Source organism: Corallococcus aberystwythensis (assembly GCF_003612165.1).
Taxonomy (GTDB): Bacteria; Myxococcota; Myxococcia; order Myxococcales; family Myxococcaceae; genus Corallococcus; species Corallococcus aberystwythensis.
Map to the genome: position 1 here is coordinate 1 of NZ_RAWK01000252.1, position 14658 is coordinate 14658.

The following is a 14658-nucleotide window of genomic DNA, read 5'->3' on the forward strand; positions in this document are numbered from 1 at the left end:
CGCCAGGAGTGCGTCGAGGGAGGTCGGGGTCTTCATCGCCGCTCCGCATACACCAACACGCAGTTGGATGCAGCGCCCGTGGCCGGGTAGAACGGCCCTCCGTCATGCGCCTTCCGCCCCTGAACGTCCTGTTGTCCGCTTCCGTCCTCCTGGGCACTTCCAGCGCCTGCATCGTGGAGGCCCCCGGCGGGGCCAGTCCGGAGGAGCGCCGCGCGGCCACTGTCACCCAGGTGCCCCCGCTGTCCATCCGCAGCGGCGCCAACCTGGGCGGCAAGGTGGAGGTGGTGGGCGCGTCCGTGCAGCCGGGCCGCATCCCCGTGGGGGACCAGGCGCGCGTCACCGTCTTCTTCAAGGTGCTTCAGCCCCTTGAAGAGGACTACCTCGTCTTCGTGCACATCGAGGACGCGGACGGGCGCATGGAGCGCCTCAACGTGGACCACAAGCCCGCGGGCGGCCTGTACCCCACGACGCAGTGGAAGGTGGGGGAGACGGTGAAGGACGAGTTCGTCGTCGCCCTGCCGCAGGGCGCGTCGCCGCGCGCGGTGAACGTGTGGCTGGGGCTGTGGGAGCCGCGCAACGACAGCCGGCTGCCCATCACCAACCCGCAGGCGGTTCGCAACGATGGCCGGGGCCGCCTCTTGCTGGCGCAGGTCCCCGTGGGCGGATGACAGGGAAAAAAACCGGAGCGGCCCTGTAAGCCGGGTTCTGTCCCCACCCCTTTCGGGATGGGCGGCGAACATTCGTCTAGGGCCCTGGTTGCCCAGGGACCTCATCAGCGAGCAACCCGAACGCATGGGACGGGCCATCCCTGTCCCCTTGCGGGGACGCGCTCCTATTGGCTCTTGCTCCAGGTGGGGTTTACCGTGCCGTCCGAGTCACCCCGGACGCGGTGCGCTCTTACCGCACCGTTTCACCCTTACCCGCCCCCTTGCGAGGACAGGCGGTCTGTTTTCTGTGGCACTTTCCTGCGAGTCGCCTCGACTGGCCGTTAGCCAGCACCCTGCCCTGTGGAGCCCGGACTTTCCTCCCGCCATCCATGCCTGCGATGGCCGGCGTTCACCCGGACCGCTCCGGCACTCCGGGGGATACAACAGCCAGCCGGGGCGGGTCCACCTTCAGGTTGGGACGTTGTCGCGCAGGGCCCGGCGGGTGAACGTCCGGGGGCTTGTCCGGTTCCCTCGCGCCTGAGCGTCCCAAGGCCTCCGCGGGAGGGAGGGACGGCATGGAAGCGGTCATCTTCACGGGCATCCAGGGAACGGGGAAGAGCAGCTTCTACCGGGAGCGCTTCTTCACCACGCACGTCCGCCTGAGCCTGGACATGCTCAAGACGCGGCACCGCGAGAAGGTGCTGCTGCGGGCGTGTCTGGAAGCGAAGCAGCCCTTCGTGGTGGACAACACCAACCCCACGGCGGCGGAGCGCTCCCGGTACATCTCGGCCGCGAAGCAGTCCGGCTTCCGCGTGGTGGGGCTCTACTTCCAGTCGAAGGTGGCGGACGCGCTCCTGCGCAACGACCAGCGCCCGGTGGAGCAGCGCGTGCCGCTGGTGGGCGTGCTCGGCACGTACAAGCGGTTGCAGGTCCCCAGCCCCGAGGAGGGGTTCGACGCACTTTTCTTCGTCCGCTTGTCCCGGGACGGTTTCACCGTGGAGGAGTGGCAACGTGAAGTTCGATGAGCTGGACGAGAAGATGCGCGTGTACGAGACCGCGCACGACCTGTGCGTGCTGCCCGGCGTGTTCATGGTGGCGCGCATTGATGGGCGCGGCTTCACGCGGCTGACGAAGGAGGTGCATGCCTTCGAGAGCCCCTTCGACGTGCGCGTGCGCGACCTGATGGCCGCGACGACCGGGCACCTGATGGACTGCGGCTTCCGGGTCGTCTACGGCTACACGCAGAGCGACGAAATCTCGCTGCTCTTCCACCCGGACGAGGACACCTTCGGGCGCAAGACGCGCAAGCTCAACTCCATCCTCGCGGGCGAGGCGAGCGCGAAGTTCTCGCTGCTGTTGGGGGACCTGGCCGTGTTCGACTGCCGCATCTGCGAGCTGCCGAACGCGGGGCTTGTGCGCGACTACTTCCGCTGGCGCAGCGAGGACGCGGTCCGGAACGCGCTGAACGCGCACTGCTACTGGAGCCTGCGCCGGGAGGGGAAGGGCGTGGCGGAGGCCACGAACACGCTCATGCGCCTGTCGGTGGCGCAGAAGAACGAGCTGCTCTTCCAGCGGGGCGTGAACTTCAACGACCTGCCCAGCTGGCAGAAGCGCGGGACGGGGATCTACCGGGAGACGTACGTGAAGGAGGCGCGCGACCCCAGGACGGGAGAGACGGTCCTCGCCGAGCGCCGCCGCCTCAAGGTGGATTACGAATTGCCGATGAAGGACGCGTACGACGCGTTCATCCTGGCGTTGCTGGAGGGCGTGGCGCGATGAGCGTGGACCTGGACCGTTTGATGCGTCAGTACCGGGAGTGCGCCCGGCATGTCTGGAACACGTACTTCCAGCCATTGGAGGATGGGTGGCACGAGTTCATCAACGTGGAGCACGCGTTGTTCCATGGGCTTGTCCTGGTCCAGGCCGGAATGGAAGACACGCGGCCGGGTGCTTTCGGCCTCGTGGAGGGCATTCGGGTCCGTCCATGCTTCCCGCCCGTCGGACACCTGGAGGTCTTCCATGCGAAGACGCAGGAGGTTCAGGTGGTGGAATGGCAGCAGGGCCGCTTGAAGCCGGGAGCGGTGGACCTCCGGTTCCAGGGCTTCTTCGACTGGGCGAGCCAGGACGACCCACAGGACTACCGCTTCGTCCGGGCGCGGGTCTTCGCCACGGAGCAGCCAGAGCTGGAGGGCTGTGACGTACTCCTGGAGTTCCAGGCCGTGACGTTCGAGCGGGTGTAAGGCTATTCAGGCAATGCCTGTCCTGGTCCGTGCGGCGCTGTCCTACCCGGGGAGGGGGATTGCGCGCGTTTGCCCCGGTGCCGCAGGATTCGCGCTCTCGCGGCCGGGTGCCTTCGCGGCACGGCGCGGCGGTTTCGAGGGGGAAGCACCATGGTCATTTTCGGTTCGAGGCTCTACGGCAAGGTCGATGCGGTTCCAGGCCTGGGCTACGTGGCGACGAAGTTCGGTCACCTCAACTTCGTGCCGCTCATCCCGCTGGAGGGCTGGCTCGTCGTCGCCGAGGAGGGCAATGGCTGGCGCGGGCAGGCCATCGGCATGAGCGGCAAGTCGGTGCTCGTGGCGTGGGCGCGCTTCCTGTTCATCGTCGGGGGCATCATCTCGCTCATCGTCGGGCTCGCTTCCTGGTCGAGACACTCGGATGAGGTCATCGTCCCGGGCGTGCTCGCGCTGGCGTGCATTGGCGGGCTCATCGCTTCGTACACCTGGAAGTGGGTCACCCACGCGTCGCCGGAGCGCGCGCTGGAGATCGCCCGGGAGGCGGGCGTGAGCGAAGAGGGGCTCGAGCAGCTGCGCCGCATGTACTCGGTTCCTGCCGCTGCCCCCGCCGTCGCCGCGCCCGCCCAGCCGTGGACTCCGCCGGAGTCCTAGTCGTCCGCCGAAAGCCCCAGGTTCCCTTCTCATGAGTCATGTCGTTGGCATCGATCTGGGCACCACCCATTCCCTGGTGGCGGCGCTCGACAGTGCGGGCCGTCCGAATCTCCTCACCAACCGCTTGGGGCAGCGCCTCACGCCCTCGGTGGTGGGGCTGGACGCGGAGGGGCGGCTCCACGTGGGCGAGTCCGCGCGAGCGCAGCTGCTCGTGCATCCGGAGCGCACCATCGCGGAGGTGAAGCGGCGCATGGGCCGCGACCTGCCGGTGACACTGGGCGACCGGCGCTACAGCCCCACGGAGGTCTCCGCGCTGATCCTCCGCGCGCTGCGCGAGGACGCAGAGCGCGCGCTGGGCGGCACGGTGACGGAAGCCGTTGTCACGGTGCCCGCATACTTCAGCGATGCGCAGCGCCAGGCGACCAAGGACGCCGGTGAGCTGGCGGGGCTCAAGGTGGAGCGGCTGGTCAACGAGCCCACCGCCGCGGCGCTCGCGTACGGCGTGAACCACCTGGACGCCGAGCAGTACGTGCTGGTGTACGACCTGGGCGGCGGCACGTTCGACGTGTCGGTGCTGGAGATGTTCCAGGGCGTGCTGGACGTGAAGGCGTCCGCGGGCAACAACCAGCTGGGAGGCAGCGACTTCGACCAGTTGCTGGCCGCGTGGCTGGGCGCGGAGTTCGAGCGCAGCCACGGCGTGTCGCTGGCCGGGAACCTGTCGGCGCAGGTGAGGCTCAAGGCGGCGGCGGAGGCCGCGAAGATTGCCCTCACGTCCGTGGACGCCACGCCGGTCATCGTGCCGTTCCTCGCGCCGGGCCGGGGTGGAGCGGCCGCGTCGCTGGAGGTGGAGGTGACGCGCGCGAGGTTCGAGGCGCTGATCACGGACCTGGTGCGCTCCACGCTCGAGCCGATGGAGAGCGCGCTGCGCGACGCGAAGCTGTCGAAGAAGTCCATCGCGGAGGTGGTGCTGGTGGGGGGCAGCTCGCGCGTGCCGCTGGTGCGCCGGCTGGTCGCCGAATACTTCGGGCGCGAGCCGCGCGACGGCGTGCACCCGGACGAGGCGATTGCGTTGGGGGCCGCGCTGCAGGCGGGGTTGAAGACGGGCGCGGTGAGTGCCGCGCACGGCATCATGATCACGGACGTGTGTCCGTTCACGCTGGGCGTGGAGGTGCAGGCATCGGTGGGGCGCGAGCGGGTGGGGGGCGTCTTCTCGCCGCTCATTCCGCGCAACACGACGGTGCCGGTGTCGCGCACGGAGACCTTCGCCACCACGGCGGACGGGCAGCGCGCGGTGGAGATCCGCGTGTTCCAGGGCGAGGCGCGGCTGGTGAAGGACAACCTGCTGCTGGATGCGTACACGGTGGAGGGCGTGCCGCCCGGCCGAGCGGGGACGGAGAAGGTCGCGGTCACGTTCACGTACGACATCAACGGCATCCTGGATGTGACGACGCGAGTGGTCTCCACCGGCAAGGAGGCCACGCTGGTGGTGGACAAGCGCTCTCAGCGCCTGGGGCCGGAGCAGCGGCTGGAGGCGAAGGAGCGGCTGGCGCGCGAATGGGGCGCGGCTCCAGCAGCCCCGGCACCCGTCGCGGCTCCGCCCGTGTCCCCGGAGGCTGACGCGGATGCGCTGTTGGTCGCGGCGACTGCACGGATCGCCACCGCGCCAGCGGGCGTGCGTCCCCGGTTGGAGTCGCTGTGCAACGCCTTGCGTGAGGCCCGTGCGAAGGGCGACCGCGCCGCCGCGGCCCGCCTGGACGCCGAGCTGACCGACCTGCTGTTCGACCTGGGCTGAGCGAGCACGTGCTCCTGACCGAACTCAAGCGCGCCGTGGTGCTGCGTCCGGCTGAACCGTCGGCACGTCTGGCCCTGGCCGAAGCGCTGTTCCAGGAGCGCGACTTTCGTGGTGCCGCGGAGCATGCGCGCAAGGCCCTGGACCTGGGCGGAGGCGGACCCGCGCGCCGCCTCCTGTGTGGTGCCTGGGCACGTGATGGCCGACGGGCCGAAGCGCTGAAGATGCTGGAGACGTCCGCTCGCGAAACGCCCCGCGATGCATCCCTGCGCGCGGAGTTGATCACGCTCCTGGAGGAGGACCGGCCGGACGACGCGCTCGTGCACGCGTTCGAAGCCACTGAAGCCGCGCCCGGTGAGCTGGAGGCCTGGCGCGCCGTCATCCGTCTGTGCGAGCGCACGAACCGTCCTTCCGAAGCCATGCCCGCGCTGAGGCGGGCCCGGCTGCTCGCGCCCGAGGATCCACGCCTCGCGGAGTCGGTGCTCGGGGCCCGTTCGGCGCTTGGGCTTCCGGCCACCACCGCGATGCTGGACGCGCCTCCCCTGGAGCAGGCCGCGCAGGCGCTCAAGCTGCCCACGGCGCGCGCCGCGCTCTCGGACGCGAAGCTCGACGCCGCTGTTGAGGCGCTTTCCCGGGGCTCGCTCGCGGAGGCGAAGCGGCAGCTCGTGGTCGCACCTGCATCGCCCCGGACCCGCGCCGCTGCGGCCCTGCTTCGCGCGGAAATCATGTGGCTGGAGGGACGGCCTGGCGCGCAGGTGGAGAATGCCCGTCGCGCCGCGTTCGAAACCGCTGGGTCACCGGGGGCCGCCGCGCTGCGCCTGGGCGACCATTGTCTTGAAGCCGGAGCGCTGGACGAAGCGCGCGAGCTCTATGCCATCGCGGCGGCGAACGGAGAATCCCTGGCGGCGGCGGGGCGTGAGGCCGAAGTCGCGAACCGTCGCCGGCTGCTGGCGCGTGACCTGCCCGCGGTTGGACGCGTGGGTGTGCTCGGCTGGCATCCCGGCGGTGGGCATGTCTCTCCGCTGGAGGCGGTCGCGGTGCCCGGGCGCGGCGTGCTGCGGTGCAGTGGCCGCGTGGGGCCCGAGGGCCAGGAGGCCGCGGACGTGGCCTTCAGCGTGGTGCGTGCCCGCGCTCCCGCGCTGAGCCTGGGAACGCTCACGACCCGCTACGACCTGCACCTGCACTACACGGACACGGAGGTCGGCAAGGACGGCCTGTCGTCCGGCCTCGCGCTCGCGTTGGCGGGCCTGTCCGCGTACACGCAGCGCCCGTTGCCCGCGCGGCTGGCCGTGACGGGCGAAGTGACGCTGAACGGTGAAGTGCGGCGGGTGGGCGGCGTGCACGAGAAGCTGGTGGCCGCGTACCTCGAAGGCATGCGCGTGGTGCTGCACCCGCGCCGCAACCTGGACGACGTGGCGGCGCTGCCGCCCGAGGTGGCCGGGCGCCTGCGGCTCATCGCGGTGGACAGCTTGGATGAAGCGTGGCGGCTCGTGAACACGGCCGTGAACACGCCAGGAATGGAGCAACGGTGAACAACGAGCCCCGCCAGAACCCCTACGAGGTGCTGGCCGTCGAGAAGGACGCGGACGCGCGTACCATCAAGAAGGCCTACTTCGAGCTCGTCCGGCAGAACCCGCCGGAGACGCACCCGGAAGAGTTCCGGCGCCTGCGCGAAGCATACGAGCTGCTCTCCGACCCCGAAGCACGACAGGCCTTTGACGCCAGCGCAGCGGCGCAAGCGGACGGCCCGGAGTCGGCGAAGAACGCGGCCCTCCAGGAAGCCATCAACCTGTTCGAAGCAGGTGACAAGGAAGGAGGCCGAAAGGTCCTCACCCGGCTGTTCATTGAACAGCCCGACTTCCACGACGCGCGCATCCTGCTGGGCCGCCACTACTTCTTCGAGGGCGACTTCAAGCAGGCGCTCACGGAGTTCGATGCCCTGCTCGCGCGGGCGCCCGAGCATTGGCAGGGACACCTGCAGCGGGGCTGGGCGTTGATCCGCCTGGAGCGGCTGAAGGAGGCCGCGGATGCCTTCTGGCGCGCGGGCAAGCACGGCCCCTCGGAGGTGAGCCCGCGCGTGGCGCTGGCGGACTGCCTGGAGGCGATGGGGCAGGTGGCGGACGCGCTCAAGGTGCTGGAGCAGGCGCAGGCGCTGCCCGGCGTGTCGCGGATGGACGTGCTCGCCCTCAAGGTGCGGCGGATCGCGACGATGCTGGAGCACGGCCAGGACGCCGACGCCGCGAAGGACCTGGAGAAGCTCGACGCGGAGCTGCCGCAAGACGCCGACCCCGAGCTGCGCCGCTGGGCCGGAGGCCAGCTCTCCGCCGCCGCCGCGCACCTCTTCGCCCAGCAGAAGTCCCAGGGCGCGAACCGGCTGCTCGCGTTCGGCCGGCGCTTCAACCCGGAGAGCGCCACGGAGGTCGTGTATCCGACGTGCGTCTCCCTGGACGTGGAAGCGCTGCCGGCCGTCACGCGCGAGTGGCTGCACTCGGAGGCCGAGCGGATCGGCGGCTGGCGCTCCCCCACGAACTGGCTGACGCCGGCGGGGTTCACGCTCGCGTTCACCACCGTCACCGGCCTCCTGTTCGCGCACTGCTTCCTCGGCACCGCCGAGCGGAGTGTTGGTGACTGGCTGTGGTGCGCGCTCTTCGCCGCGCTCTTCTCCGCCAGTACCTGGGCCGTGGTCCGCTACCTCCTGCGGGTGTTGAACAGTCCCTATGGGACCTTCAACACCATCCACCCGCTGCACCTGGTGCAGGTCGCCATCGATCGCATCACCGTGTGGCCGCTGGTGCACCTGCAGGACCTGAACCTGGTGAATCACCAGGAGAACGGCGTCTACAAGCACACCGCCCTGGAGATGAAGTTCAACGGCGTGCCCGTGGTGTTGAACGTGCGCGGCCAGAAGACGGCCGAAGGCGTGGCGCAGGAGCTGATTGCCCGTCACCGCCGGGTGCTGGAGTTGCTCGGGCGGGGGATGCTGGACGCGGAGAGTGGCGTGGAGCACCTGCCCGCGGCGTTGCTGGCCCAGGCGGACGCGAATGGCCATGTCCGCGGGAAGGGGAGCATCCTGTCCTGGCCCCAGCTGGTCGCCGCCGCCTGCGTGGGGGTGTTGCTGGTGGGTGTCTCCGCCTGGCCGCAGATGCGAAGGGTGGAGGCGCATACCTGGACGCGCGTCGCGGCGCAGCCGGGCCTGGGCGCCGTGCTGGGCTACCTGCGCGAACATCCCGAGACGCGTTTCGCTCCGCAGGCGCAGGCCCGGGTGGACGCGGAGCTGGCACAGGCCCGAGCGCGGATCGAGGCCCGATTGGATCCGAACAGCGCCGCGGCGCCGTCCCGAGCGTTCTTCTCGGGCCTGCTGGACACGATGTCCCAAGCCCATGGCCGCCGCGTCACCGTGGCATGGCAGGCGTCTGGGGATGGCTGGAAGGATGACCCGTCGGAACAGCTGGTGGCCGCGTGGCAGCGCATGCTCGATGAGGTGCTGGGGCAGGGCGTCGTGGTGGTGGATGGAGGCCGTGGGGCCGCGCGGGAAGGCGCTCCCGTGATGACCCTCCGGGTGCGGGACATGCTCGCGCCGGCGTCTGGGAGCAACCGTGCCCTGCGCGTCTGGGCGGTGTCGCAGGAGGGGCTGGGGCAGCACGTGCCCGCTCCGGCGCTGGAGTTGTTGACGGACGCGGCGGATCCGCGCGCGGCGGAGGTGCTCTTCCACGAGTGGGTGGACCGCTGGCATCTGCCCGGAGCGGGAGGCCGCCGTCCGCTGTTGCTCACCACCTCGACGCTTGCCCAGGAGGCCCAGCCGTGAGTGCTCCTTCGACTTCTCCCCGCCGGACCTGGATGGTGCTTGGCGGAATCGGGGCCGGTGCGCTCGTGGCCGTGGGCCTGATCCGCTACGCCATGGACTTCGAACAGGTCCTCTTCGTCAACGGTCTGGACATCCCGGTCACGGTCACGGCCGGAAGCTCACGGTTCACGCTGGATCCCAATGAGCACGTCACGCGCCACATGCGTCCTGGGATGATGGACGTGGAGGTCACCGGTGAAGGCGGCACGCTGGCCCGTGACACGGTGGTGGTGACGGACGAGCGGGGCCTCTTCCTCTACAACGTCCTGGGGGCCGCGCCGCTGTACACGTCGGTCATCTACTACACGACCTCCTCGGCTCGGAACAACGACGCGGGCTCCGAGCCGCAGCCCGTGGCGGGCGTCCCGTTCCAGCGGCTGCGGTCCATCGACTTCGTGCTCACGGATCCTCCCTCGAGCATGTCGATGCGCAAGGAGGATGGCCAGACGATGACGCGAGTCCACCTGGGGCAGGCGCCGGGGGGATGGTCCACGAGCGTCAACTGGTTGCTCCAGACCCAGCGCTTCGCGGAGGCGAACCGTCTGGCGGAAGGCCTGTCGCGCGCCCTGCCGAAGACGCCGGGGGTCAACGAGATCGCCTTCGTCACGAAGATTTCGCTCGCGAGAGCGGAGGGGCTCCTGGCCTCGATTGCGGCCGCGCGCGAGTGGCGGGACGCGCATCCGGACGACCTGGGCGCGCACCGGATGTGGGTGCACGAGATGCTGCGCGCCGGGCGCGGCGCGGAGGTCCGTGCCTGGTACGCGGACGCGGTCAAACAGAAGCCTGACTCGCTGGTCCTGGCGTCAATCCTCGCGAGGGTCGAGCCCGCGGAAGAAGGCATCCCGAGACTCGAGGCGCTGGTCCGCGAGCATCCCGGGGAGATGATCCTCCAGAAGGCGCTGTGCATGCGCTACGTGCGTCAGCGGCGCTGGGCGGAGGCGCTGCCCTTGCTGGAGGCGATGGCGAAGGGTGACGCCGAATACGCAACCTACCGGGACGTGCATGCGACGGTGCTGACCGCCCTGGGCCGCCGCGAGGAATCGGCCCGTGCGTTCGGCAAGCAGTTGTTCGAGGAGGAGGAGACGGAGCCCCTGAGCTTGGAAGACCTGCTCCTCTACGCACGGCTGACCGGAGGCTCCGGACGGAACGGTGGCGACGAAGTGATGTCGAAGCTTTACGCCAGGGCGTCGAAGGACATGCCGTACGGCGTTTTGCAGGAGTGGCTGTCGGCCGTGCTCGGAGAGCCGGTGGATGTGCAGGCCCTGCGCAAGGTGCCGCCGGAGAATCCATCCGCGGGCGCGGCGCGAATCCTGATGGCGCTCGCGGAGGAGCCCGAGTTCGCTGCCCGTTCCATCGCCAGCGTGGACTCCCGGGTGATGCGCTTCGTCGGCGCCGAAGCGGGCGTGTTGCTGGCGGCGGAGTTCGAACGGCAAGGGGACTCTGCGCTCGCCGCGAGGACGCTCGACGTGACAGCGGGCGTGGCGCTGAGCTTCGAGGAGCTCCAGGACGTGGTGCACGGCCGGCAGTCCATGAACGCGCTCGGGTCGCTGGAGTGGGGAGAGCGTGCCGCGCTCCAGCTGGTCCTTGCCCGGAAGCTGGACGCAGAGGGGAAGGACTCCAAGGCGGCGTACGCGCTCGTGAAGAAGGAGGCCCTGTTGCCGGGGCCTGTCACCATTGCGCTTGAGCACTGGGACCGGCCCAAACCGGCCCACGCGGTGGCGGGGGACAGCGTGCCCTGATGCGAGCACTGTCCTCTCAGGGCAGAATCGCCTGACCATGCCCATCCCTGACTTCCAGAGCGCGATGCTCCCCGTCCTGCGGCTTGCCCAGGATGGCAAGGACCACACGCTGGGCGAGGCCGTGGATGCCGTCGCCGTGGAGTTCAAGGCCACCGAGGAGGAGCGCAATGCGCTGCTCCCCAGTGGCCGCCAGCGGCGGATCCACAACCGCGTCGGTTGGGCGAAGACCTATCTTCAGAAGGCCGGCCTCGTGGAGGCCAACGGACGTGGGCGCTTCCGCATCACGCCGCGCGGCCGGCAGGTCCTCCAGGGCAAGCCGACCCGCATCGACATGAAGTTCCTGGAGCAGTTCCCCGAGTACAACGCCTTCGCCGCCCTCAAGCACGACGCTCCGGACGACGTACCGTCCAAGGCAGAGCCTCCGGCCTCCGATGAGACACCGGAAGAAATCCTCGAAGAGAGCTACCAGGAACTGCGCAGGCGCCTCGCGGAAGAGCTGCTGGAGCGCATCAAGGCCTGCGACCCCCGGTTCTTCGAGAAGCTGGTCGTCGATCTCCTCGTCGCCATGGGCTACGGCGGCTCCCGCAAGGACGCCGGTCAGGCCGTTGGCCAGAGCGGCGACGAGGGCATCGACGGCATCATCAAGGAAGACCGCCTGGGGCTCGACGTCGTCTACCTCCAGGCGAAGCGGTGGAACAACACCGTCGGTCGCCCCGTGGTCCAGGCCTTCGCCGGCAGCCTTGAAGGACAACGGGCTCGCAAGGGCGTGCTCATCACGACGTCTGACTTCAGCCGCGAGGCCCGCGACTACGTGAAGCACATCGAGAAGAAGATCGTCCTCATCGACGGCGGTGAACTCGCCAAGTTGATGATCGACTCAGGTGTCGGTGTCACCGAAGTCGCCACGTATACGGTGAAGCGGCTGGACCTGGATTACTTCGGCGACGAGGAGTGACGCAGCGCTTGAAGAACCGCGGAGGAGAAGTGGGTGAAGCGTCTCAGGAGCAGGGGGCAGGGCTGCGCTTTGGGGACTGCTTCGGATTTCCGCTGCGAACGCCCGAAGCGCGAAGAGACGTCCTCGTTGGAGCCTTGTTTCTACTCACAACGCTGCCCGGCTGGATTCTCAATCTCGGCCATCGCTTGGAGGTCGTCTACCGCATCTTCCATGACGAGCCGCCCTACTTCCGGGGCTTCAGGCCCATCCTGTTTGTGTTCAAGCGCGGGCTGACAGCGTGGCTTGCCATTGCAATCTACCTGGCCCCCTCCGCCACGTGTGCGTTCGCGGCCTGGCTTCTGTGGCCGGGGCCTTGGGCTACGACTCTTGTCGTCGTGGCGGTGGCTGCCTTCGCGCTTGCGGTATTCAGTCTCCCTGGCGGGATGACGTTCAATGCCGCATTCCGGGACGTGTCCTATCTCTATCGTCCCGACAAGGCGTTCCGCCGGGCCCTGGAGGGCGGGAGGGTCTATCTCAAGGCATGGGTCATTGGAGGGACGGCTGTCTTGTTGTCATTCCTGGGACTCGCCGTGATGGGCATCGGGTTCCTCGCGACCAGTGTCTGGGCATGGACGGTGGTCGGGTATGCCTTCTCCAGGGCATTGGCGCTGTCGACGCGTGCATCGACCGATTCAGCTGATTGAACGTAATCCGACCGGCACTCGGGTCATGAGCCCCGTTTCGTCTTCCTGGACTCCGGCTTTCGTTGCTTGGGTCTGGGTGTGACGGGCTTCTTCGCCCGCTTCGGGCCCTTCATGGCAACGGTTGCCGAGCCTTCGGTCTGACTCCAGTTCGCGAGTCGCTGCACGACTGCCTCGGGAACGGGCTCGTCGAAGTCGAAGCGGATGATGCCCTTGCTCATTTCGCGGTTGGGAAGGTCCCGAGCGATCGCGTCGAAGAGCGTGGCCGACACGATGTAGAGCGCGTAGTGGTTCTTGAAGCCCGCGAATGACGCGACCGCGCGGCCGCCGACCAGATATGCGGGCATCCCGTACTTGATCGCCTCCTCGGCGGTTGGGAGCGCGCGGCGCATTGCCGAGCGGACCTTGACGAGCGCTGGCTGAACATGGGGCGGCTGAGAGGCGAGGTATGCGTCCACGTCCGCTGGCTTTGGGGTTGGCACCCGCGCAGCCTAGCCGCTTGAAAACTAGAGACGCTCGTCGATGGCGCGGTTGCTCATCTCGTCCGCTTCCGCGTTCTGCGCGCGGGGGACGTGGGCGAGCTTCACCTTGCCGAAAGTCGCGAGCAGCTTCTGCGCTTCCTGGAACAAGGGCTTCAGCGTGGGGCTCTTCACCTGGTAGCGCCCACCCAGCTGGCGGATGAGCAGCTCGCTGTCCGCGAACACCTCCACCTCGCGGGCACCCAGGCTCTTCGCGTGCTGCAGGCCGATGAGCAGGCCCATGTACTCGGCGTAGTTGTTCGTCTGGTGCCCCAGGAACTTGCCCAGGCGCGCCACCACCGCGCCCTGCATGTCCATCAGCACCGCTCCCGCGCCGGCAGGGCCCGGGTTGCCTCGCGCCGCTCCGTCCGAATAGACGCGCACGCGGTTCAGTGCCCCACCCGCGGCGGGCCCCACGTCCTCGATGCTGGGAACGGTGGAGACGGGCTTCGTCACCGGGGCAGGCTCCGTCGCGGGAGCCTCGGCCTCTCGCGGACCGTCGCCCAGCTGCTCGGCGGCTTCGTCCAGCAGCTGGCCCAGGTGTTCGCGGGTGAGCCCGCGAAAGGCTCGCACCGTCGCCGTCAACGGCTCCTCACGGGCAATGTGACGGAGGACGTCGACGAGCGAAGGGGGCGGCATGGGGGAGGGGACCGAAGAGGCGCTACCGCCGCTACTTCTCGGCGGCGTCCTTCGGATCCTGAAGCGCTTCGATGGCGAAGATGATGCGGTTGCACGAGGGGCACACGTCGGTGCCCAGCGAGGTGCGCAGCATGTTGTACATCTGCGGGGGCAGGTTCATGTTGCAGCCCTGGCAGGTGCCGGCCACCACGCCCACCATCGCGGGCAGCTTCTTCTTGCGGATGACCTCGTAGCGGCGAAGCAGGGTGGCATCCACGTTCGCGGCGACTGCCGCGCGGCGCCCCTCCAGCTCCTTCACCTGCGACTCGGACTCGCCCAGCTTCCCGCGCAGGTCCGTCATCCGGCCCGACAGGCCCTGCTGCCTGGTCCCGTAGTCCGTTTCCTTGCCCTTGATGGCTTCACGGGCCAGGCCCAGCTCCTTCACCTTCTCCGTGAGCGCCTCGGACTGGGTGAGGATGCCCTTCTTCGCGATGTCGATTTCGCGAGCGAGCGCCGAGTACTCACGGGTGGAGCGCTGGTCGGACAGGCGCGCTTCCCACTTCTTCACCTTGTCCTTCTCGTCCGTGATGTTCTGCTCGAGCAGGGCCTTCTGCTTCTCCAGGTCGGCCACGCGTGTCCGCTCGGCTTCGATGCCATTGCGCGCGACCCCCAGCTCCCGCTCCAGCTCGGAAATCTGGCGGGGATGCACATCCGCCGCCTTCCGGAGCGAGGCGACCTCGAGGTCCACCTTCTGCAGCTCCGCCAAGGCCTTCAGTTTCTCCCGCAAGTTGCTGCCTCCCACACGGCCGCACCGACGCGCGGCTCGGCTCTTGTACCAACAAGGGTACTTGGGTTCCAACGCGTAAATAGGGAAGCCTCCATCCCTGTGTTCCCCGCTTGCCCCTTGAGCGTTTGAATCCGCTTCACGCACCCGTTAGACGGGGCCTGTGTCCAGCCTCCGCCTCCGCCCCCTCCTGGCC

General features: G+C 68.9%; 14 protein-coding genes and 1 other RNA gene. 11 read left to right on the forward strand and 4 right to left on the reverse strand.

The window, feature by feature from the left end:
* Positions 1-104: 104 nt before the first annotated feature.
* On the forward strand, positions 105-668 hold the full coding sequence (locus D7W81_RS32095) for a hypothetical protein (protein WP_120559214.1): 564 nt from the start codon (positions 105-107) through the stop codon (positions 666-668).
* A gap of 10 nt (positions 669-678) precedes the next feature.
* Here the strand turns inward: D7W81_RS32095 and rnpB are convergent.
* Positions 679-1072: RNase P RNA component class A (rnpB, locus tag D7W81_RS32100), an RNA gene on the reverse strand.
* 150 nt (positions 1073-1222) lie between these two features.
* Here rnpB and D7W81_RS32105 point away from each other — a divergent pair.
* The 10 genes from D7W81_RS32105 to D7W81_RS32150 all read left to right on the forward strand — a co-directional run bounded on the left by D7W81_RS32105 (position 1223) and on the right by D7W81_RS32150 (position 12545).
* Positions 1223-1672, forward strand: coding sequence for an AAA family ATPase (locus D7W81_RS32105; RefSeq protein WP_120559215.1), 450 nt, complete (start codon positions 1223-1225; stop codon positions 1670-1672).
* Entirely contained in the window at positions 1659-2426 is a 768-nt protein-coding gene (locus D7W81_RS32110) for a tRNA(His) guanylyltransferase Thg1 family protein (RefSeq protein WP_120559216.1), read from the forward strand. Before D7W81_RS32105 ends, D7W81_RS32110 begins: the two co-directional genes overlap by 14 nt.
* Positions 2423-2887 (forward strand): hypothetical protein, encoded by a 465-nt coding sequence (locus tag D7W81_RS32115; RefSeq protein ID WP_120559217.1) that lies wholly within the window; start codon positions 2423-2425, stop codon positions 2885-2887. Before D7W81_RS32110 ends, D7W81_RS32115 begins: the two co-directional genes overlap by 4 nt.
* A gap of 150 nt (positions 2888-3037) precedes the next feature.
* Positions 3038-3535 (forward strand): hypothetical protein, encoded by a 498-nt coding sequence (locus D7W81_RS32120; RefSeq protein WP_120559218.1) that lies wholly within the window; start codon positions 3038-3040, stop codon positions 3533-3535.
* Between the two features lie 31 nt (positions 3536-3566).
* Positions 3567-5327 carry an Hsp70 family protein gene (locus tag D7W81_RS32125; protein WP_120559219.1) on the forward strand — a complete coding sequence of 587 codons (1761 nt, stop codon included), beginning with the start codon at positions 3567-3569 and terminating at the stop codon, positions 5325-5327.
* An 8-nt stretch (positions 5328-5335) separates the two neighbouring features.
* Positions 5336-6856 carry a S16 family serine protease gene (locus D7W81_RS32130; protein ID WP_120559220.1) on the forward strand — a complete coding sequence of 507 codons (1521 nt, stop codon included), beginning with the start codon at positions 5336-5338 and terminating at the stop codon, positions 6854-6856.
* Positions 6853-9129 carry a DnaJ domain-containing protein gene (locus D7W81_RS32135; RefSeq protein ID WP_120559221.1) on the forward strand — a complete coding sequence of 759 codons (2277 nt, stop codon included), beginning with the start codon at positions 6853-6855 and terminating at the stop codon, positions 9127-9129. Before D7W81_RS32130 ends, D7W81_RS32135 begins: the two co-directional genes overlap by 4 nt.
* The gene (locus tag D7W81_RS32140; RefSeq protein WP_147445697.1) at positions 9126-10907 is read left to right on the forward strand and encodes a hypothetical protein; all 1782 of its coding nucleotides are present in this window, start codon (positions 9126-9128) and stop codon (positions 10905-10907) included. The genes D7W81_RS32135 and D7W81_RS32140 overlap by 4 nt, the downstream gene beginning before the upstream one ends.
* A 37-nt stretch (positions 10908-10944) precedes the next feature.
* Positions 10945-11862 (forward strand): restriction endonuclease, encoded by a 918-nt coding sequence (locus D7W81_RS32145; RefSeq protein ID WP_120559223.1) that lies wholly within the window; start codon positions 10945-10947, stop codon positions 11860-11862.
* Positions 11863-11870: 8 nt separating this feature from the next.
* Positions 11871-12545, forward strand: a complete 675-nt coding sequence (locus D7W81_RS32150; RefSeq protein WP_147445698.1) for a hypothetical protein — start codon at positions 11871-11873, stop codon at positions 12543-12545.
* A gap of 23 nt (positions 12546-12568) precedes the next feature.
* On the opposite strand, the gene D7W81_RS32155 is transcribed toward D7W81_RS32150, so the two are convergent.
* Genes D7W81_RS32155 through D7W81_RS32165 form a run of 3 tightly spaced genes read right to left on the reverse strand, consistent with a single transcriptional unit; the run spans position 12569 to position 14465 of the window.
* Complete coding sequence (locus D7W81_RS32155) at positions 12569-13000, reverse strand: iron chaperone (RefSeq protein WP_147445699.1); 432 nt, start codon at positions 12998-13000, stop codon at positions 12569-12571.
* A gap of 48 nt (positions 13001-13048) precedes the next feature.
* Positions 13049-13699, reverse strand: coding sequence for a ribonuclease HI family protein (locus tag D7W81_RS32160; RefSeq protein ID WP_120559226.1), 651 nt, complete (start codon positions 13697-13699; stop codon positions 13049-13051).
* Between the two features lie 31 nt (positions 13700-13730).
* Positions 13731-14465, reverse strand: coding sequence for a zinc ribbon domain-containing protein (locus tag D7W81_RS32165; protein ID WP_120559227.1), 735 nt, complete (start codon positions 14463-14465; stop codon positions 13731-13733).
* Positions 14466-14658: the final 193 nt, after the last annotated feature.